This window comes from Brevibacillus sp. Leaf182 (assembly GCF_001423865.2).
Taxonomy (GTDB): domain Bacteria; phylum Bacillota; class Bacilli; order Brevibacillales; family Brevibacillaceae; genus Brevibacillus; species Brevibacillus brevis_C.
In genome coordinates, this window is the sequence record NZ_LMPN02000036.1 from 16,809 (window position 1) to 36,415 (window position 19,607).

Sequence of the window (19,607 nt, forward strand, 5' to 3'; positions counted from 1 at the left end):
CTGAAAATAAAGGTAAACAAAGTGAAAATATAATGACTGAATATTATCTAAAATAAAACATGTTTGAATGCTAAAACATTTGCAACAAGAATTGGGGGAACACAGATGAAAAAGAAGAGCTTTTATCACACGCTGATTGCCATGACAATCGCAGTATCTGCAGCTTTGGCTGGGTGTTCGTCGGGGCAGGATGCGTCCTCTAGCGCTGGACAAGCAGGGGGGACTGCTGAAGCAGGAAAAACAGGAGGAACCCTCGTCATCGCTCGTCTGTCCGATGCGAACAACCTCGATCCGCATTTCCTGTCTCAAATTCCTTCAGCAGCAATCGTTCATCACAAAGTATACGAAGGGCTTGTCCGCATGGATAAAGAAAGCAAATACGTCCCATCTCTGGCAAGTGAGTGGAAGCAGGTCGATGATTTGACATGGGAGTTCAAGCTGCGTCAAGGCGTGACGTTCCATGATGGCGCACCTTTCAATGCGGAAGCGGTAAAGGCAACGATCGCTCGCGTCCAGGACCCTGCCGTTGGCTCGAGCCGGATTAATATGTTTGAAGCAATCAAAGAAGTAAAAGTGGTAGACGAGTACACGGTACAGTTTCTTCTGAATTACCCGTATGCACCGCTCTTGTCTGTTTTGGCGAGTGCAGAGGGAAGCATCATCAGCCCGAAAGCCATTGAACAATATGGAAAAGATTTGAGCAAGCATCCAACCGGCACGGGCCCGTACAAATTCGAAAAATGGACGCCGGGCCAAGAAGTGGTTCTCGTGAGAAACGATAGCTACTATGGCGGTACACCAAATTTGGATAAAGTCGTTTTCAAAACCGTACCCGAAGACACAACTCGCCTTGCCATGGTTGAGACAGGAGAAGTTCAAGTGGCAGAAAACCTGCCTGTGACGGACATCGATCGCGTACAAAATTCTCCATCCATGCAATTGGGTCGATACCCTGGGTTCTCTGTCGATCACATCGGATTGAATACAAAGAAAAAGCCGTTTGATGATGTGCGTGTCCGCCAAGCCATTGCCCACGCAATCGACAAGAAGACCATTATTGAAGGCGTTTACAACAACGTGGGAACACCAGCTCACTCCTCGATTACACCAGCGATGGTTGGGTACAGTCCGAATGTAAAAGACATTCCGTATGATGTCGAGAAAGCGAAGCAATTGCTCGCCGAGGCTGGATATCCAAACGGCTTCAAAGCAAAAATCGCGTTGAATGACAACAAAGCACGGATTAGCGTAGCGGAGGTTTTGCAGCAACAACTGAAGCCAATCGGTATTGACTTGCAACTGGATGTTATGGAATTCGGGGCTTATATCGATGCAGCATCCAAAGGGGAGACAGACCTGTTCATGAGTGGATGGGGAAATGCTACGGGCGATCCCGATTACAACCAGGCCAATCTGTATCATTCGAAAGCACATGGCGCACCTGGTAATCATTCCTTCTACAACAATCCGGAAGTAGACAAGCTGATTGACGAAGGACGCAGAGAACCAGACGCAGAAAAACGCAAACAAATCTATGAAAAAGCACAACAAATCGAAATGAACGAAGCTCCGCTTATTCCGTTCCGATTCTCCGAGAACTTGGCGGCCATTCAAAAGAATGTACAGGGTGTATGGATTAGCCCTGCTGGCCATATCGAGATTGACGAAGTAACGATTCAGTAATACGAGGCGCCGCTGACATGCTTGTGTCAGTGGCGTTTTTTGGTTGAAAAGTGGAACGCCATCCCCTAAGATAGATTATATTTTGTTGACCAGTGTGTAGCGGAGGTGAAATGGCGTGAAGCAAGGAAAAACGAATGCGATGCGGATATTGGATAAAGAAAAAATTGCATACACCATGCTTACATATGCAACGGATGATGGAAAAATCGACGGAATCGCTGTTGCCCAAAAGATCGGTCGCGAAGAGAGCGTTGTCTATAAAACATTGATTTCTCAAGGGACGAGCAAATCGTATTATGTGTTTGTCATTCCCGTTGAAGCCGAGCTTGATCTCAAAAAAGCGGCAAAAGCAGTCGGCGAGAAAAAGATCGAGATGATTCCCGTGAAAGAGATTACCAAAGTATCTGGCTATATTCGTGGTGGATGTTCGCCAATCGGGATGAAGAAATTGTTTCCTACTGTGATCGATCAACAAGCACAATCGTTAGAGACGATCATTGTCAGCGGCGGAAACATTGGCGTTCAGATCGAGATGGCAGTAGAGGGCTTGTTACAAGCAACGAAAGGCTCCTTGGCAGATGTATCTGCATGGTAAAGCAAAAAGGCCGCGGCATTAGCTGGGGCCTTTTGTTGTTTAGGGAAAAAGTCCCTTCCAAACTTGGATAGGGGTGTCGCATGAGCAGCAGTTCAATTCACCAGCAAGATAAGGAAGGTGGGCAAGCAGCTTTTTATCCCCAATCGCAAGCGCACGTTGGACACACCGTTACATATTCGTCTCCCTCTGAAAAAGTGAGGAGCATGTTTGCAATGTCTTTGTCCCCACGAAAAACAGCGTCCGCGGCTAGTAAGTAGCGCTTGTCGGCTTCATGCTCTCCCATTGATACTTGGTGAAGGATTGATTCAGTCTGCTCAGTCAGTGATAGAATGGCACGTCGGTATTCTAGACAGATTTCTCTGAAGGTTTCTGGTTCTGTACAACTCTTCTTTTTCCTCGGAAAAATAGTCGTGCTGAATATGCTGAAGGAGCGAAGGGACGCGATCGGAAAAACCATAAGGACCTTGTAGCTTCCCCCATACAGGACTTGTTAAATCTAGCATAAGAACCATCACCTCTCTTGCTGAAATGTGCCACTATTCCCCTATCATAGTAAAACTTTCTCCATTCCGCTATGATTTGCTCCTTATCCAGAGAGGGGTGAGGGGTATGTTCGTCGGTTTCTTCCCCGGTATGATATGGAAGTTGTTGTATCCGACTATACTTTTTACCGATCAGAGAGCATACCAGTTGCTGCCAGGCAAGCCATAATAACACGTACGATCACCTTCATGTATACTTAAGTATAAGCGGAACGAATCGGTAAGCAACTAAAGGAGATCCATACGTAATGAAATCAGACCGTATAAAGTTCCCGGCGGGATTTTGGGCGGGATTACAACGAATAGGGATTGCCCCCTACGATCTAGTTCGCAAAGCGCGCCTGCCGCTCACCATTCTTACAGAACCAGCTATAGTCACCACAGCCCAATATTTCAGCATCTGGCAAGCGTACTCTGATCTTGTTGGTGACATTGCTACCGGAATCATCAAGCTTTCAACCGCCTTTGAAACGGCACAATACCCACCGACTGTTTTAGCGACCTACCATGCTCGTGACTATCGCGACGCGCTTAATCGAATGGCCCGGTACAAACAACTGTGCCCTCCGGAAAGGTTGCGTATAACAGAGGAGGGCGAGCGCTGTACAATCGAATTGGAGTGGATGCATAGCGAGCAACCCGGACCACCAGTCCTGGTTGGAACCACACTCGCCTTTCTTTTAGAACTTGGGCGACGGGGCACGGGCAAGCGATTAACTGCACAGTCCGTTGAGTTTTCTCACGCGATGGGAGATGTAACTGCCCTTGAGGCTTACTTCGGTTGCCCTATACGGATTGGTGCCACCGATAACCGATTAACACTCCATCGACGCGATCTGGACGGCCTCTTTCTTTCGTATAACAAAGAATTGTTGGAGATATTGACACCTGTATTGGACCGATCATTGGATGAACAGTGTAGTCATTCCATTGCTGAGATAGTCAAGTGGAGCTTGAAGCGAAGTCTATCCGGAGGCCGCCTGGATATTCGAGCTGTTGCCAGCGAGCTGGGCATGAGTGATCGTACCTTGCAACGCCGTCTTACGGATGAATGCACAACGTTCAAGCAACTGTTAACACAGGCTCGACATGAACAGGCACGAGAATACTTAGCCGATCCCAAGCTCGATATAAAAGAAGTGGCTTTCTTGCTTGGATATGAAGATCAGAACTCATTCTACCGGGCCTTTCGGCTTTGGGAAGGCGATACACCTTCCCATTGGCGTTCCGAATACTTTCGGGTCAATCCTGCCGTCAAATTCCCAAGCTAACGGTTCCAAGCAGGGCTACCATTTTCTCTGTTTCCATATTTGGCGGGTCCAGCAAGAAATTTGGCATTGTACGCTAGTTACCGAACGATCCAGACAAAGTACGATAATCTCTATCCGGAGCACAAGAATGTTCCAAGATGGACTTCTAGTCAGCTTGCCGTGAATGACTACAAAGGAGACAAGTGTTATGGATATGGGATTAAGGAACAAAACTGCTTTAGTTACTGGATCGACGAAAGGTATCGGGAAAGCAATTGCCATTGAGCTTGCCAGAGAAGGCGTCAATGTCCTCGTAAATGGACGGAATGATGAAGAGGTAGAACGAATCGTAAATGAATTGAAGTCGGAATTCCCGGATACTTCTCCTCAGAATGCTACGGCTGATATTGTAGATAAGAAGCAGAGAGAAGCATTATTTGAGAAATATCCCCACGTGGATATTCTCGTTAACAATATGGGTATTTATGAGATCATGTCCTATGAAGACGTTGACGATGAAGTATGGGAAAAATACTTCCGAACAAATGTCCTTGCCGCTAATGGATTATCTAAATTTTACTTGCCTACCATGTTGAAGAACAATTATGGACGAATCATCTTTATAGCAAGTGAAGAAGCGATCATGCCTTCGGGGCAAATGCCTCAGTATTGCATGACGAAATCTATGCTATTATCACTGTCAAAAAGCCTATCTAAACAAACGATTGGAACGGAAGTCACCTCCAATACAATCATGCCAGGACCAACGCTTTCCGAAAATGTATATCAAATCATTGATCGTTTGTTCCCTGATGATATGGCATTTTCGGAAAAAGAGAATCAATTTATGGCCGCAAACCTGCCCCAATCCGAATTACAGCGGTTTATCAGACCTTTTGAAATAGGTAGGCTGGTAGCATTCGTATCCAGCCCTTATGCAACCGCATTTAAAGGTTCACCTATCCGTATGGACGGGGGCATGGTGCCAACTATTTTTTAACATGAATTCCATGTATCGATCAGAATTGAAAAAGACAAGGGAGGGTGTCCAGTATGAGTAAAGGATTATACGAAGCACATTTACCTGTCAAAAATCTCTTGTGATCCATTGAGTTTTACAAACGGCTTGATCTGGAACTCGCCCATCAGACTCCTACAATTGCTTTCTTTTGGATTGAAAAAGGGCGGAGCTGGTTAGGGACTATGGGAGACAGACCGGGTTGATACCCCTTATCACGTTTCGTTACGTCATGTTGCCTTTCAAATTGATCGCATAGATATGGATGAAGCGAAGAAGTGGTTGGAACAGAAGGGGATAGAGGTAACAACTAGCTTCGGTTTTCCACCAGAAAAACAGCCGCGAGTCCTGCCAATACCGAGATTGACGCGACCAACCGCCAGGGAAGCCAGCACACGGGAATTTTCTGCAACGGAATGAAGATACACAAAAGTCCTGATGCATCTGTTCATCAGGACTTTTTCTTGCGCTTACTCTGTTTGAAACGAACCGAGTATCTCCAGGTAGTGAGAATTGTACATGATGCCGAGGACATTCCCAAACGGATCAAGGACTGAAGCGGTTATGAATCCGTCACCACGCTGGATCAGGGGTTCGTACTCTCTTGCTCCCATGGATAACAACTTATCCAGTACGGATTCGATATCGTCGACGTGCCAGTACATCACAGCGCCACCCGGACCAGGTACCGCAGCCGCAGGTGCGAAACGGCGATCAATGAGGCCTAGTTCGTGCTTGTAGTCTCCAATGCGAAACTCGACATAGGCGAGCTGCCCATCCGGTCCAAACCGCTCGAAGTACGGTGCAAAGCCCAATAGTTTCGTGTACCACTTTTTTGCCGCCAGCACATCATCCGCCCAATAACTGATCGTAGCAAAGCCCCGTAAGGTTTGGTTGTAGCTCATCATCGAAATTCCTCCTTCAAATGGATGGTACTTTCGATTATAAGGACTGCCTACTGACAACTGTCTGTCAGTAGTTTGATTTTCTTTCCCCTTAACTGTACTTACTCAGCACATCAAAAAACTCTTTCAGAAAATGATAAAAAAGCTTTTCAGAAGGGGGAAGCTCCCGGTTGTTGGGGATGATAATGCCCACCGTTCGCGTCACCAATGGCTCACTTATCGGGATTTTCACTGTCTCACGGGGAACGTTATCCGTTAACGTAAGCTCTGGCAATAATGTGACACCCAAGCCTGCTGCTACCAACCCTTTAATCGCATCGATATCTTCCCCTTCAAAAGCAACTTTCGGAGAAAAACCCATTTGTGAGCAAGCATTGACTGCGATATTGCGGAGGATGAAACCGGGTGGAAACAATACAAAAGTATCTTCCTGCAACTGACTGAGACGCAAGCTTGGTTGCTTGGACAGCGGGTGCTTCGCAGGCAGCAGTGCCACGATATTTTCAGCAAAGAAGATGTGGCTGCGCACATTTTTTTCCTGAGTGGGTACAGGTCCAAGAAAAGCCAAGTCAATTTCTCCGTTGATGACCGAGTCGATCAGCCCCTGATAAGAGCCCTGCTTTAATTGAAAGCCGATGTCTGGGTACCGGGCTCGAAAACCGGAGATGACTGTCGGAAGGGGATTGGCGGCGAGGCTGCTCGTAAAACCAACACGAATCGTACCGAGAGAAGGGTCTAGGAACTCCTCAATCTTCTCTTTTGCCTTCTCGATTTCGTTCATCGCCATTTCCACGTGATGCAAAAAGATTTTTCCAACTGCCGTCAGCTTGATATTGCGACCTTCGCGGAGGAACAGCGACACACCGAGCTCCTCCTCCAGATTGGCGATTTGCCGACTGAGGGCAGATTGGGCGACGTGCAGATGATGTGAGGCTTCGGTGAAGTGCTCTCGTTTGGCAACCTCGATGAAGTATTGAATCTGTCGTAGCTCCATGAATACCCCCACCTTACCTATTGATCTCGATTTGAGATAGATTTTGCATAAATTATATATTGTTTGTATCGTTTCACTCAATCTAAAATGTACATACCAGAGAGAGCAAGGAGAGTGGAGATACATGACGACACAAGGAATGCCTGCTAAGCAAGGTCTGTACGATCCGATTTTCGAACATGACGCTTGCGGAATTGGTTTTATTGCAAATTTAAAATCGAAATCGACGCATGATATGGTCCGAAAAGGTCTGAAAATTCTGTGCCAACTGGAACACCGCGGCGGTCAAGGCAGTGATCCGGAAACGGGAGACGGTGCAGGGATTTTAACTCAAATTCCACACGCCTTTTTCAAAAAGACCTGTAAAGAGCTGAATATCTCGCTTCCAGCGCCAGGCAAATACGGTGTTGGTATGCTGTTTCTTCCAATGGATGCAGCGAAACGGCAAAAGTATGAAGATCAGCTGGAGGCGATTGTTGCAGCAGAGGGACAAAAGCTACTCGGCTGGAGAACAGTTCCTGTCGATGCGACGAAAATCGGCAAAACGGCTGTAGCGAGTCAGCCTTATGTCCGCCAAGTATTCATCGGAGCGAGCTCGAATATCCAGGACCAAATGGCATTTGAACGGAAGCTGTACGTCATTCGCAAGCAGGTGGAACAGGCAGCAGGTGCTGATTTTTACGCCGCTTCCATGTCTTCGCGTACGATTGTCTATAAAGGATTGCTCACACCAGGACAACTGGATGCTTTTTATCTAGATTTGCAAGAAAATTCTTACACCTCTGTCTTTTCGGTCGTTCACTCCCGCTTCAGCACGAACACATTCCCTACATGGGAGAGGGCACACCCGAATCGTTATTTGATTCACAACGGGGAAATTAACACCTTGCAAGGAAACATGAACTGGATGATGGCTCGTGAAAAAATGTTTCAGTCCGAGGCCTTTGGTGCTGATTTGGCAAAAGTGGTGCCAGTCATTGATATGGCGGGCAGTGATTCGGCAATTTTGGATAACTGCGTGGAGTTTTTCGCGTTGGCAGGTCGCTCCTTGCCGCATGTTGCGATGATGATGATTCCTGAACCGTGGGATCAGGATGAGCGAATCGACGAAAATAAGAAAGCTTTTTACGAGTATCATAGCTGCCTCATGGAGCCGTGGGATGGTCCAACAGCCATTTCTTTCACGGATGGCAGACACATTGGCGCGATTCTCGACCGAAATGGCTTGCGCCCAGCGAGATACTATGTGACGTCCGATGATACCATCATTTTCTCATCGGAGGTTGGAGTTCTCGAAGTACCAGATGAAACGATTGTTCAGAAAGGACGACTTAGTCCTGGACGGATGCTGCTCGTCGACCTCGAGGAAGGCAGAATCGTGTCTGACGAGGAAATCAAGCAAAAAATCGCAAGTGAACAGCCATATCGGGAATGGGTGAAAAACAACCTGCATGCTATCGAGGATTTGCCAGCAGCAGGTCACACGGAGGAGCTGCAAGGAGAGAGCCTGCTTGCGCACCAAAAAGCGTTTGGCTATACACAGGAGGAAGTCGACAAGGTACTTGCCCCGATGGTGGCTGAGCAGAAAGACCCCATCGGTTCGATGGGCGTAGACACACCACTTGCGGTATTGTCAGATCGCGCCCAGCTTTTGTACCACTATTTCAAACAGTCCTTCGCCCAAGTCACGAATCCGCCGATTGATGCGCTACGGGAGGCTTGCGTAACATCGACACATACTGTGCTTGGCGCGGAAGGAAACCTGCTTGCACCGGATGCGAGCAATTGCCGAAGAATTCGTTTGACCAATCCGTTGATCTCCAATCAAGAGCTGGCGAAGCTCCGCGCGAACCCATACCAAGAGTTCAAGGCGAAAACATTGTCGATACTCTTCCCGGCACAAGGGGGAGAACAGGGGTTAGAGCTGGCACTTGATCAATTGTTCGCTGCGGCAGATGAAGCGATTGCTACTGGCTACAGCTTGCTGATCTTATCAGATCGCGGAATGAATAAAGATTTGGCTGCGATCCCTGCCTTGCTGGCTGGAAGTGGACTTCACCATCACCTCGTCCGCGCAGGGACACGTACCAAAGCGAGCATCATCATCGAATCCGGAGAACCGCGTGATGTACACCAGTTTGCCATGCTGATTGGTTACGGTGCCGACGCGATCAACCCATACGTCGCCATCTCAACTGTGAACCATTTGGTTGAATCGGATAAGTTGAAGGATATCACAGGCGACGAAGCAGTCGAAGTGTACCTGCACACAGCCGTAGAAGGTGTCGTAAAAGTCATGTCGAAGATGGGCATTTCGACGATTCAGAGCTACCGTGGCGCACAAATTTTTGAGGCAGTAGGCATTCATTCTGCGGTCATCAATCGTTATTTTAGCCGTACACCTTCGCAGATTTCGGGGATCGGACTGGATGTGATTGCGCAAGAGACTTTGCTTCGCCATGCGAAAGCATTTTTGCCAGAGCATTCCGAGGAAGCATTGGAGGCAGGCAGCGATTTTCAGTTCCGCCGTGACGGTGAGTTCCACCTATTCAACCCGAAGACGGTTCATGCCCTGCAAAAAGCTTGTCGGGAAGGCAACTATGAGCAGTACAAAATCTATGCAGAGCAAGCGACAGCACAGCAATTCGTAGCCCTGCGCCATTTGCTCGATTTCAAGTCCAATCGACAGCCGATCCCGTTAAACGAAGTAGAATCAGTTGACTCCATTGTTCATCGTTTTAAAACGGGGGCGATGTCATATGGCTCTCTCAGCAAGGAAGCGCATGAGACCTTAGCAATCGCCATGAACCGTTTGGGTGCGAAAAGCAACAGCGGGGAAGGTGGCGAAGATTCGGTACGTTACATCATGGATGAAAACGGTGATTTGCGACGCAGTGCAATTAAGCAAGTCGCATCAGGACGCTTTGGCGTATCCAGTCATTACTTGGTCAATGCCTCAGAGATCCAAATTAAGATGGCACAAGGAGCAAAGCCGGGCGAAGGCGGTCAATTGCCAGGAAGCAAAGTCTACCCGTGGATTGCCGAAGTACGCGGATCGACACCAGGAGTTGGACTCATTTCGCCGCCGCCTCATCACGATATTTATTCGATTGAGGACTTGGCACAGCTGATTTTTGACTTGAAAAATGCGAATCCACGTGCACGGATCAGCGTGAAGCTCGTATCCAAGGCTGGAGTCGGAACAATTGCGGCTGGTGTGGCAAAAGGTCTGGCAGATGTCATTGTCGTCAGTGGACACGATGGAGGCACCGGCGCTTCCCCAAAATCAAGCATCAAGCACGCAGGACTGCCATGGGAGCTCGGTCTTGCTGAGACACATCAGACGCTGTTGTTGAACCAGTTGCGCGACCGTGTGGTTCTGGAAACGGACGGTAAACTGATGACAGGACGTGATGTCGTCCTTGCAGCTTTACTCGGTGCGGAGGAATTCGGCTTCGCTACCGCACCACTTGTTTCCATCGGGTGTGTCATGGCTCGCGTATGCCACCTCGATACATGCCCAGTGGGTGTGGCGACACAAAATCCTGAGTTGCGCAAACGGTTTAAAGGCGATCCGCAGCACGCCGTGAATTTCATGCGTCTCGTAGCCCGTGAAGTTCGTGAGATCATGGCGGAGCTGGGCTATCACTCCATCGAGTCGATGGTCGGTCAGAGCCATGTGCTGAAGATGAACGACAAGGCAAAAGAACACTGGAAAGCCAAGCATGTTGATTTGTCTGCACTCTTGTTCCAACCGGATATCTCCGAGGAAGTGGGCCGCTATCATCAACGCAACCAGGATCACAAGCTGGAAGAAACGCTGGATCGTCAAAAACTGCTCAAGCTGTGCAAGCCAGCATTGAATAAACAGCAGCAGGTAGAGGCAAAGCTCACCATCACCAATACGAATCGCGTGGTTGGTACGATCTTGGGCAGCGAGGTAACCAAACGCTTTGGCGAGCACGGTCTGCCGGAGGATACAATCCGCCTGCATTTTACTGGCTCGGCAGGTCAAAGCTTCGGGGCATTTGTTCCACGAGGGATCACGCTTCATCTCAAGGGAGATGCGAACGACTACGTAGGAAAAGGGTTGTCGGGCGGCAAAATTGCGGTCGCACCATCGAAAAACAGCAAATTCGCTCCCGAGCACAACATGATTATCGGAAACGTTGCGTTCTACGGAGCAACGTCTGGTGAGGCGTATATCAACGGGATGGCTGGTGAACGATTCTGCGTTCGCAACAGCGGAGTGACGGCGGTTGTGGAAGGAGTAGGCGATCATGGCTGCGAGTACATGACAGGTGGACGCGTCGTCGTTCTCGGCCCTGTCGGCAAAAACTTTGCAGCAGGCATGTCAGGCGGTACAGCGTATGTTCTGGCTGAGGAAAAAGAGAAGTTTGCCGCGATGTGCAACCAGGAGATGGTACTCTTGGAGACACTGGAAGATCAACGGGAGATCGACCGAGTCAAACGCTTGCTGGAAAACCATGTTAGCCACACAGGCAGCCGTCATGCCCAGGCTTTGCTCGATGAGTGGGAACGTACCGTCCAGCAGTTTGTTAAAGTCATTCCAAAAGATTACAAGCAAATCGTCTCCACGATGGAGGAATTGGAGAAATCGGGTATGAAGCGTCAAGAGGCGATTTTGGCCGCTTTTGAAATGAGCCAGAAGAAAGGCGATGCCAAAGCAGCGAAAAAGAAAGCGCACGAGCAAGCCTTTGTTTCTGTGGGCAAATAAGGAGGAGAGCCGATGACTTATTTTGTGAGTCGTCGGTTTTTTCTGTTACGCCCAAAGCAAAGAAATAACCAACCAGGAACAACAACAAGAATCTAAAAAGATGGTCTTGCGAAAATCAGTAGAATATTATTTAAATAAGAAGTAAAGAGGCATTTGCGCTAAGTAATGGGAACGAGGTGCAGATTTCTCCCCTGCACCCCGTTTCGTCAAACCTAGTAGAAGCTTGCTTTATTCTGCTCGGTCTTTATTGGCATCATTATTCGCAACATCCCATGTGTCATTACCGTCAGCCGCCACATTTTCTCCCATTTCGTTGCCAAGTGCACCCCCGGCAACCGCACCTGCAATGGTACCAAGTGGCCCTAAAATAGAACCTACGGCAGCACCTACTGCCGCACCGCCAACTGTTCCTACAGCTTCAGAAGCTCCACTGCCTGACATGTTCGCGTCGTCGTTCTCAACAGCATCGTTGTGATTGCGTTCGTTGTTAGTAGCCAAGATTGTCACTCCCTCGATTAGTGTTGGGAAGTTCTGCTATATCAAACGTGCAGTCCCAAAGCATAGGTTGTCCCAAACCTATCATTTCATTCCAAAAAAAATTTAAAGCTGGAGGTACCGGATCATGATTCAATCCATCGTCCATATCGCGCTCGTGGTCAAAGATTATGATGAAGCCATAGCGTTTTATACGAAAAAGCTCCATTTTACCTTAGTGGAAGATACGTATCAGCCAGAACAGGACAAGCGGTGGGTTGTCGTATCTCCACCTGGTTCTGTTGGCACTACGATCTTGCTTGCAAAAGCATCCAAACCTGAGCAAGAGCTATTTATCGGGAATCAGGCTGGTGGGAGAGTTTTTCTCTTTTTAAACACAGATGACTTTTGGCGAGATTATCATGAGATGGTTGCAAGAGGAATCCAATTTGTGAGAGAGCCAAAAGAACAGCCGTATGGAATGGTGGCGGTCTTTCAGGATTTATATGGCAACCTGTGGGATTTGCTAGAGTTAAATGAAGATCATCCGATTGCCAAACGTATGAAGTAGCCAGTTATACAGCCAGACAAAAAACAGGTCTTACCTCCCAGCGATGTGGATGGAAAGACCTGTTTTTTATTTCCTATTACACGATATAGGACAGTCCCATGATCAAAATGATTGCTACAACAGAAAGAATGGTCTCCATCACTGTCCACGTTTTCAATGTATCTTGCACAGACATATTGAAGTATTCCTTGATCAGCCAGAAGCCGGAATCATTTACGTGAGACAGGATCAGGGAGCCAGAACCTGTTGCCAGTACCAAAAGCTCAGGGCTTGTTCCAGGGATTTGCAGCGCGATCGGACCTACGATACCGGCTGCCGTCATCATGGAGACGGTCGCAGAGCCTGTTGCTACACGGATCAAGGCGGCGATCAGCCAGCCCAGGAAAATAGGGGAGATCGCAGATGCAGTAGCGAGCTCGGCAATATAATCACCCACACCGCTGTTCAGCAGAACTTTGTTAAATGCGCCACCTGCGCCGATGACGAGCAAGATTGTCGCGGTTGGGGCCAAGCAATCATTTGTGAATTTGAGAATATCGTCTTTAGTAAAACCACGGTTGAACCCGAGCGTCCAGAAGGAGACAATCACGGCAATCAACAGAGACGTAATCGGGCTTCCGATAAAATCAGCCCATTGGCGAATGGTATGTTCTTTTGGCAGAGTTACATCCGCAACGGTTGCAGACAACATCAACAGTACAGGGAGCAGGACGGTGAAGACGGTGATCCCAAAGCTAGGCAAATCACGCTCGGATTTTGGCTCCGCCAATTGGGAAGAGAGCTCTGGAGAAATGCTGGCCTTGACTCGTTTGCTAATCCAACTGCCGTAGATCGGTCCTGCAATGATCGCGGAAGGCAGCGCGACAATGATCGAGAGTAAAATCGTTTTACCAACATCCGCCTGGAACAGATCGACAGCGGCCATAGCAGCAGGATGCGGCGGCACGATCCCGTGAACGATGGAAAGGCCGGCTACGAGCGGTATTCCAATTTTGACAAGGGAGACACCTGTTTGTCTGGCAATCGTAAACACGAGTGGAATCAATAGAACAAAACCAACCTGGAAAAATACCGGAATCCCTACGATAAACGCCACGAACATCATGGCCCAGTGTACGTTTTTCTCACCGAAGCGATTGATGAGAGTACGGGCAATGCGTTCGGCACCGCCAGATTCTGCCATCATTTTGCCAAGCATGGTTCCCAAGGCAAGCACGATCGCGATAAAGCCGAGAGTGCCGCCCATCCCATCCTTTATTGAATCCACAACTTTTACAAGCGGCATACCGGATGCGATTCCCACAAATCCAGCGGCCAATAAAAGTGCGATGAATGGGTTCAGTTTGAAGCGAGTAATGAGAACGAGCAGGAAGACGATGGACAGCAGTGTAATGACGAGTGGCATGATGAACCCTCCCTAGTTGTTGTCTCTAGTTGTTTAACCGCTTTTGGAATTCGGCTATCAGCTTGTACTCTTCTAGCAGGTTGTAATAAACACGCTCGTATATATAGAAAAGCTCCAAATAGACACTGGATCGTTCCAAATCTGGCTCATGGCGATGCGAAATATGAATCATCTTTTTCACATCCTGCAAATGATCCATTGCCCCTAATGCATGCATCGCCAAGAGGGCCGCACCAAAGCTCGAGCTTTCATGACTTTCCGGAATCAGCACTTCATAGCCGAACATGTCGGACATAATCTGGCGCCATTCCCGCGAGCGGGCGAATCCACCCGATGCACGGATTTCCTTGGCTCCACCTGCCAGATCGCGCAGGGCGATACCGATGCTGTATACGCTAAACAAGATTCCTTCAAGAACAGCCCGGATGAAATGCTCGCGCTTATGATGGAGGCCGATACCGAAGAAGGAGCCTCTTGCTTGGGCGTTCCAGTACGGAGCTCGTTCGCCGGATAGGAAGGGGAGAAAGAGCAACCCGTCTGCACCAGCTCGAACATGCTCAGCAGCTTGGATCATGACTTCATAAGGATCAACGCCGAGCTGTTTGGCTTTTTCCACTTCGGGCCAACTGAATTCGTCACGGAACCAGCGAAGCATAATCCCACCGTTGTTCGATGGTCCGCCAATTACCCAATGATCTTCCGTCAGCACGTAGCAGAAAGTCCGTCCTTTTGGATCGGTGATCGGCTCTGGAACTACTGTTCTTACAGCGCCACTCGTGCCAATCGTAATGGCTACTTGTCCGTGATCAATGGCACCGATGCCGAGGTTTGCCAAAACCCCATCACTGGCACCGACAACGAAAGGCGTATCTGGATCGATCCCGATCTCTTCCGCATAGCGAATCTTCATTCCTCGCAGGATATGAGTAGTTGGTACAGGCTCGCTGAGATGTTGCTTGGAAATGCCTGCGACTCGCAGCGCCTCCTCATCCCAGTCGAGCTTTCTCAGATTGAACAGCCCCGTAGCTGAAGCAATGGAGTAATCGACGATATACTCACCAAAAAGCCGATAAATGACATATTCCTTGATCGAAATAAACTTGGCTGCCCGGCGAAACGTATCTGGCAAGTTCTCCCGTAGCCACATGATTTTGGGCAGTGGAGACATGGGATGGATGGGTGTGCCCGTCACTAAGTAAATCTGGTGGCCGACACCGTCTGCTTTTAGTCGATCTGCCTGGGCCACGCTCCGATTGTCAGCCCAGATGATGCTGTTTGTCAGGGGATTGCCACTCGGGTCGACAGCGATCAGACTGTGCATGGCAGTAGAGAAACCAATACCACCGATCTCGCTTTTGGCAATGCCTGCATGCTCCAGTGCTTGTTTCAATGCCTGGATGACAGCAGCAAAAATCGTCTCCGGCTCTTGCTCAGCCCAAGACGGCTGGGGAACGAGTAGCTGATAATCGATATTACCCGTACCGCGGATGGCGCCGGAAGGAGTAAAAACAATTGCTTTGGTACTGGTTGTCCCGATATCGAGCCCGATAAAGTAGGTTTGCGTCATAGAAGTCACCCCTAATTGAATACGCTTTCAACGTGTTGTCATGGAGATAACGCGATTATATCGAAATTTTTTTCATTTGTTAAGCATTAAGAAAAAAATTATTTCGCAGTTGAACACTTCACACCATGCTTGTATGTTTTGCATTTTTCTCCTGCAAGTTGCAAAAGAAGGCAAGCAAAAGAAAAAACGCCTGATTTACAGGCGTTTGAGTGAGATGGCTTCGCGGATGTGCTGGATATTGGCGATCGTATCATCCTGCCGCCGTAAAGATACGGCTACATAGAGCAGATCAATCAAGCTGAGTTGAGCAAGCCTGGAGGACAAGGCTTCTGTACGAAATACCGTTTCGCGTGAGGTTGTGTACAAGCACATGTCTGCCAGACGCACGAGAGGAGATTTCCCATAGCTTGTGATGCCGATTGTTTTTGCTCCGGCTTCCTTGGCAACTTGTAGGGCTGCCAAAATATCTTTATTGGAGCCAGAGTGGGAGATGCCTACGACGACAGCTCCTTTGGTAAGCAGAGAGGCGGACATTACTTGATAGTGCGCATCAGAATGATAGAGACAAGGGATGCCTGTCCGCATAAATTTGTGGTACGCATCCTGTGCGATGACGGCTGAGCCTCCCGAGCCATAAAACTCGATCCGACTTGCGTTTTCCAAACAGGAGACGATTTTCATTAACTCATCTTTATTAATAATCTGCTGTGTATCTCGAATCGTCTCGATATTCGCTGTGAAAATTTTTTCAGCAATCGCACTGACGTCATCGTCGTCGAGATTGATTTCTTGGTGAATGGTTTGCTTCGGATTCGTGACTTCACTCGCCAAGGCGATCTTGAATGCTTGGTAGCCGCGAAAGCCAAGCCTGCGACAAAGACGAAATACGGTAGCATCTGCACACTGGCATTGGTCGGCTAGCTCCGTGATAGAGAAGTGAATAATTTCACTGGCATGCTCCAAAATATAGTCGGCGATCTGTTGTTCTTTCCCGCTTAATTGCGTATAGATGGCGCGTAATTGCGTGAGCACACGAGGAGCATGCGGGGTGGAAGCGTTCATCAATAGGTACCTCCTAACGTTCCATTGTGAATCTGTACTGATAGTATAAGGAAAATCAGACTTCTTTTCATAGGTTCGAAAAAATTTTCTTCATTTTTGATGAAAGATGAAAATTTTTGTCTTATAATACGTGGTAACGGATATGATCCAAAAAGGAGTGACGTACACGATATGAAACTTGCGATCCTCGGGTTAGGAAAAATGGGGTACAATCTTACGCTTAATTTGCTCTCGCATCAGCATGAGGTCGTAGCCTATGATGTAGATTCTACGCGTGCAGAAGAGTTGAGTCATGAAGGCGCGATTCCAGCATTTTCGGTGGAAGACGCTGTGACGAAGCTGCCGACACCTCGCGTCATATGGCTGATGGTACCGGCAGGAGAGATTGTGGATCAATTGGTTGATCAACTCTCTACCTTGCTGGATACAGGAGATATCGTCATTGACGGTGGCAACTCTCATTACAAGCAATCTGTAGATCGCTATGCTCGCTTAAAAGAAAAAGGCATTCACTTCATGGATGCAGGTACGAGCGGAGGTATGGAGGGAGCGCGCCACGGAGCATGTATGATGATTGGTGGCGATCGGGAAGCATTCACTCATATCGAGCCGATGATTCGCGACATTAACGTTGCAAACGGATATTTATACGCTGGGGAAGCGGGCAGCGGCCATTTCTTGAAAATGATTCATAACGGGATCGAATACGGTATGATGCAGGCGATCGGAGAAGGCTTTGAGGTACTTGCGAAAAGCCAGTATAACTACGATTTTGCCGAGGTCGCACGCGTGTGGGCAAATGGTTCCGTCATTCGAGGTTGGCTGATGGACTTAACAGAGCGAGCTTTTCGAAAAGACGCCAAGCTTGATGAAATCCGTGGGGTCATGCATTCTTCCGGGGAAGGAAAATGGACGCTGGAAACCGCGCTGGATCTACAGGCAGCTACACCCGTGATTGCGATGTCCTTGCTGATGCGTTACCGTTCGTTGGACGAGGATACGTTCCACGGAAAAGTGGTCGCAGCCTTGCGCAATGAATTTGGTGGACATGCCGTAGAAAAGAAATAAGAAATGGGATGACCGTAAAGGTGCTTCGGTGGTTGAAGCTCCGGGGTCATCCTTTTTTTATATGGAAGAAGAAGGAATTTTTATTTAGAAAGCAAAGTATGCAGGTATCGCCCAGAAGTTTGCCTGGTCGAAAAGTGCTTTTTTATTCAGTAGCTTCTAAAACGATGGGAGGATGGAAAGATGAGCGTCGAAGAGGTTGTTTTGTACAAGAATGAGAAAGGAATCGTGACTCTTACGCTAAACAGACCAGAGGCATTGAATGCATTGAACCGAGATGTCCTTACTCAGCTTTCGACCATCTTGGACAGGATCAAAGCCGATCCCAGTGTGAAAGCGGTCATCCTTACAGGTGCGGGAGAAAAAGCATTTTCGGCCGGCGCCGACATCTCGTATCTGCATCAGGCGACACCGTTGGAAGTAAGGGATTTTGCTCAGTTGGCTGTTTCGGTGACCAGTCAAATCGAATCGTTGGGAAAAGTAGTTGTTGCTGCGATAAACGGCTATGCGTTAGGCGGAGGCCTTGAGATCGCTGAATCGTGCTCGCTGCGTATTGCGGTTCAACATGCCAAAATGGGACATCCAGAAGTGCGAATTGGAGCAGTGGCGGGCTTTGGTGGAACAACAAGGCTCCCTAGGCTAATAGGAAAAGGCCGTGCCGCGGAGTTACTGCTTACAGGATCAGCGATAGATGCGGATGAAGCATATCGAATGGGACTGGTAAACCGGGTCGTTTCGTCTGAGCGGCTACTGGCAGAAACAGAGGAGGTTCTCCGAGAAATTTTGTCTCAGTCTCCGCTGGCAGTGAAACTAACATGGGATGCGATTCATCGAGGGAGTAATCTGACAGTAGAGGAGTCCGCACTTCTAGGCGCAGACTACTTCGGACTCGTGGCATCCACCGAAGACTTCCGGGAAGGAACCAAGGCTTTCTTAGACAAGACTAAACCGCATTTTACAGGGAGATAATCATACGAGCTTCAGTACCTCGCATAATTCAACCAACCGCCTAATTCCGTACATCTGATGGCGATTGCGATCGTGAATACTTTTGATCGCATCTGCCGTCACTTTTTTGGCCTGCTCAATACTTTGATTTTCGACTGCTTGTACAATTTCTTTCATGTTCGTTAAAAAATACACGGTATTGCGCAATGTGCGGATAAGCAAAATCTTCCGTATATCCATGGGAGTGAATTGGCGGTAGCCATTCTCAGGATCGCGTGGCAGTACTAGCAAGCCTTCTTTTTCCCAATGACGAATCGCAGACGTTGTGACTCCTGTGTAAGCAGCAACTTCACCAATCGTCATGCGGTTTCGCCACTTTTTATTTGGAGGCAAGGGGAGATCAAGATTTTGCAAAAGCTCGAGTGTTTGGTCTGCTGCGACCTTCTCCTGCTGAAGGTTGGCCTGTTCTTTATTCACGAGCCAAAAGGCAGCATCCATATCCGTTTTTTGAAGCGATCGAAGGACTTCACAGGTGACAGCGACCCCAAAGCCGGGAAACATGGCGCGCAGGCAACGAAAATAGGCAAGATGAATTTCTGTATAAAGTCGATAACCATTGTCGGCACGATCAGGAGCAGGAACGACTCCCCATGATTCATAATGGCGCAAAGCACTCGTGCTAATATGTAGCTCGCGAGCGATCTCAATCGGCTTGTAATAAGGCATCAAACGTACCTCCCGCTGGTTAGTTATCGCGGATATCACTATACCAAGAACAGCATCTCGTAGC

The 19,607-nt window shown here is 48.4% G+C and carries 15 protein-coding genes; 8 read left to right on the forward strand and 7 right to left on the reverse strand.

Going from position 1 to position 19,607, the window contains the following annotated elements:
- Nucleotides 1-105: 105 nt before the first annotated feature.
- The 4 genes from ASG16_RS26595 to ASG16_RS26620 all read left to right on the forward strand — a co-directional run bounded on the left by ASG16_RS26595 (nucleotide 106) and on the right by ASG16_RS26620 (nucleotide 5,070).
- Nucleotides 106-1,683, forward strand: a complete 1,578-nt coding sequence (locus ASG16_RS26595) for a glutathione ABC transporter substrate-binding protein (RefSeq protein WP_056494443.1) — start codon at nucleotides 106-108, stop codon at nucleotides 1,681-1,683.
- A gap of 115 nt (nucleotides 1,684-1,798) precedes the next feature.
- Complete coding sequence (ybaK, locus tag ASG16_RS26600; protein ID WP_056494440.1) at nucleotides 1,799-2,278, forward strand: Cys-tRNA(Pro) deacylase; 480 nt, start codon at nucleotides 1,799-1,801, stop codon at nucleotides 2,276-2,278.
- A gap of 790 nt (nucleotides 2,279-3,068) precedes the next feature.
- A complete protein-coding gene (locus tag ASG16_RS26615; protein ID WP_056494434.1) occupies nucleotides 3,069-4,091 on the forward strand; it encodes an AraC family transcriptional regulator in 1,023 nt (340 codons plus the stop codon).
- Between the two features lie 187 nt (nucleotides 4,092-4,278).
- Nucleotides 4,279-5,070 (forward strand): SDR family NAD(P)-dependent oxidoreductase, encoded by a 792-nt coding sequence (locus tag ASG16_RS26620; protein ID WP_048032850.1) that lies wholly within the window; start codon nucleotides 4,279-4,281, stop codon nucleotides 5,068-5,070.
- A 488-nt stretch (nucleotides 5,071-5,558) separates the two neighbouring features.
- On the opposite strand, the gene ASG16_RS26625 is transcribed toward ASG16_RS26620, so the two are convergent.
- On the reverse strand, nucleotides 5,559-5,993 hold the full coding sequence (locus ASG16_RS26625; protein WP_056494505.1) for a VOC family protein: 435 nt from the start codon (nucleotides 5,991-5,993) through the stop codon (nucleotides 5,559-5,561).
- 91 nt (nucleotides 5,994-6,084) lie between these two features.
- Nucleotides 6,085-6,987: a glutamate biosynthesis transcriptional regulator GltC gene (gltC, locus tag ASG16_RS26630; RefSeq protein WP_056494431.1), complete on the reverse strand. Its 903-nt coding sequence runs from the start codon at nucleotides 6,985-6,987 to the stop codon at nucleotides 6,085-6,087.
- 124 nt (nucleotides 6,988-7,111) lie between these two features.
- On the opposite strand from gltC, the gene gltB reads away from it, so the two are divergent.
- Complete coding sequence (gene gltB, locus ASG16_RS26635) at nucleotides 7,112-11,725, forward strand: glutamate synthase large subunit (RefSeq protein ID WP_056494428.1); 4,614 nt, start codon at nucleotides 7,112-7,114, stop codon at nucleotides 11,723-11,725.
- Nucleotides 11,726-11,953: 228 nt separating this feature from the next.
- On the opposite strand, the gene ASG16_RS26640 is transcribed toward gltB, so the two are convergent.
- Entirely contained in the window at nucleotides 11,954-12,223 is a 270-nt protein-coding gene (locus ASG16_RS26640; protein WP_056494425.1) for a hypothetical protein, read from the reverse strand.
- Nucleotides 12,224-12,347: 124 nt separating this feature from the next.
- On the opposite strand from ASG16_RS26640, the gene ASG16_RS26645 reads away from it, so the two are divergent.
- Complete coding sequence (locus tag ASG16_RS26645; RefSeq protein ID WP_048032855.1) at nucleotides 12,348-12,770, forward strand: VOC family protein; 423 nt, start codon at nucleotides 12,348-12,350, stop codon at nucleotides 12,768-12,770.
- A gap of 76 nt (nucleotides 12,771-12,846) precedes the next feature.
- Here the strand turns inward: ASG16_RS26645 and ASG16_RS26650 are convergent, their stop codons facing one another.
- From ASG16_RS26650 to ASG16_RS26660, 3 genes are all read right to left on the reverse strand, one after another.
- Nucleotides 12,847-14,175 carry a GntP family permease gene (locus ASG16_RS26650; protein ID WP_056494422.1) on the reverse strand — a complete coding sequence of 443 codons (1,329 nt, stop codon included), beginning with the start codon at nucleotides 14,173-14,175 and terminating at the stop codon, nucleotides 12,847-12,849.
- Between the two features lie 25 nt (nucleotides 14,176-14,200).
- Complete coding sequence (gene gntK, locus ASG16_RS26655) at nucleotides 14,201-15,742, reverse strand: gluconokinase (protein ID WP_056494420.1); 1,542 nt, start codon at nucleotides 15,740-15,742, stop codon at nucleotides 14,201-14,203.
- 195 nt (nucleotides 15,743-15,937) lie between these two features.
- Nucleotides 15,938-16,804, reverse strand: coding sequence for a MurR/RpiR family transcriptional regulator (locus tag ASG16_RS26660; protein WP_056494417.1), 867 nt, complete (start codon nucleotides 16,802-16,804; stop codon nucleotides 15,938-15,940).
- 171 nt (nucleotides 16,805-16,975) lie between these two features.
- Here ASG16_RS26660 and gnd point away from each other — a divergent pair, with 171 nt between their 5' ends.
- Together gnd and ASG16_RS26670 are read left to right on the forward strand one after the other, a co-directional pair.
- A complete protein-coding gene (gnd, locus tag ASG16_RS26665; protein WP_056494413.1) occupies nucleotides 16,976-17,872 on the forward strand; it encodes a phosphogluconate dehydrogenase (NAD(+)-dependent, decarboxylating) in 897 nt (298 codons plus the stop codon).
- Between the two features lie 180 nt (nucleotides 17,873-18,052).
- Nucleotides 18,053-18,838, forward strand: coding sequence for an enoyl-CoA hydratase/isomerase family protein (locus ASG16_RS26670; RefSeq protein WP_056494409.1), 786 nt, complete (start codon nucleotides 18,053-18,055; stop codon nucleotides 18,836-18,838).
- Here the strand turns inward: ASG16_RS26670 and ASG16_RS26675 are convergent, their stop codons facing one another.
- Nucleotides 18,839-19,543 (reverse strand): TioE family transcriptional regulator, encoded by a 705-nt coding sequence (locus ASG16_RS26675; RefSeq protein ID WP_056494405.1) that lies wholly within the window; start codon nucleotides 19,541-19,543, stop codon nucleotides 18,839-18,841.
- Nucleotides 19,544-19,607: the final 64 nt, after the last annotated feature.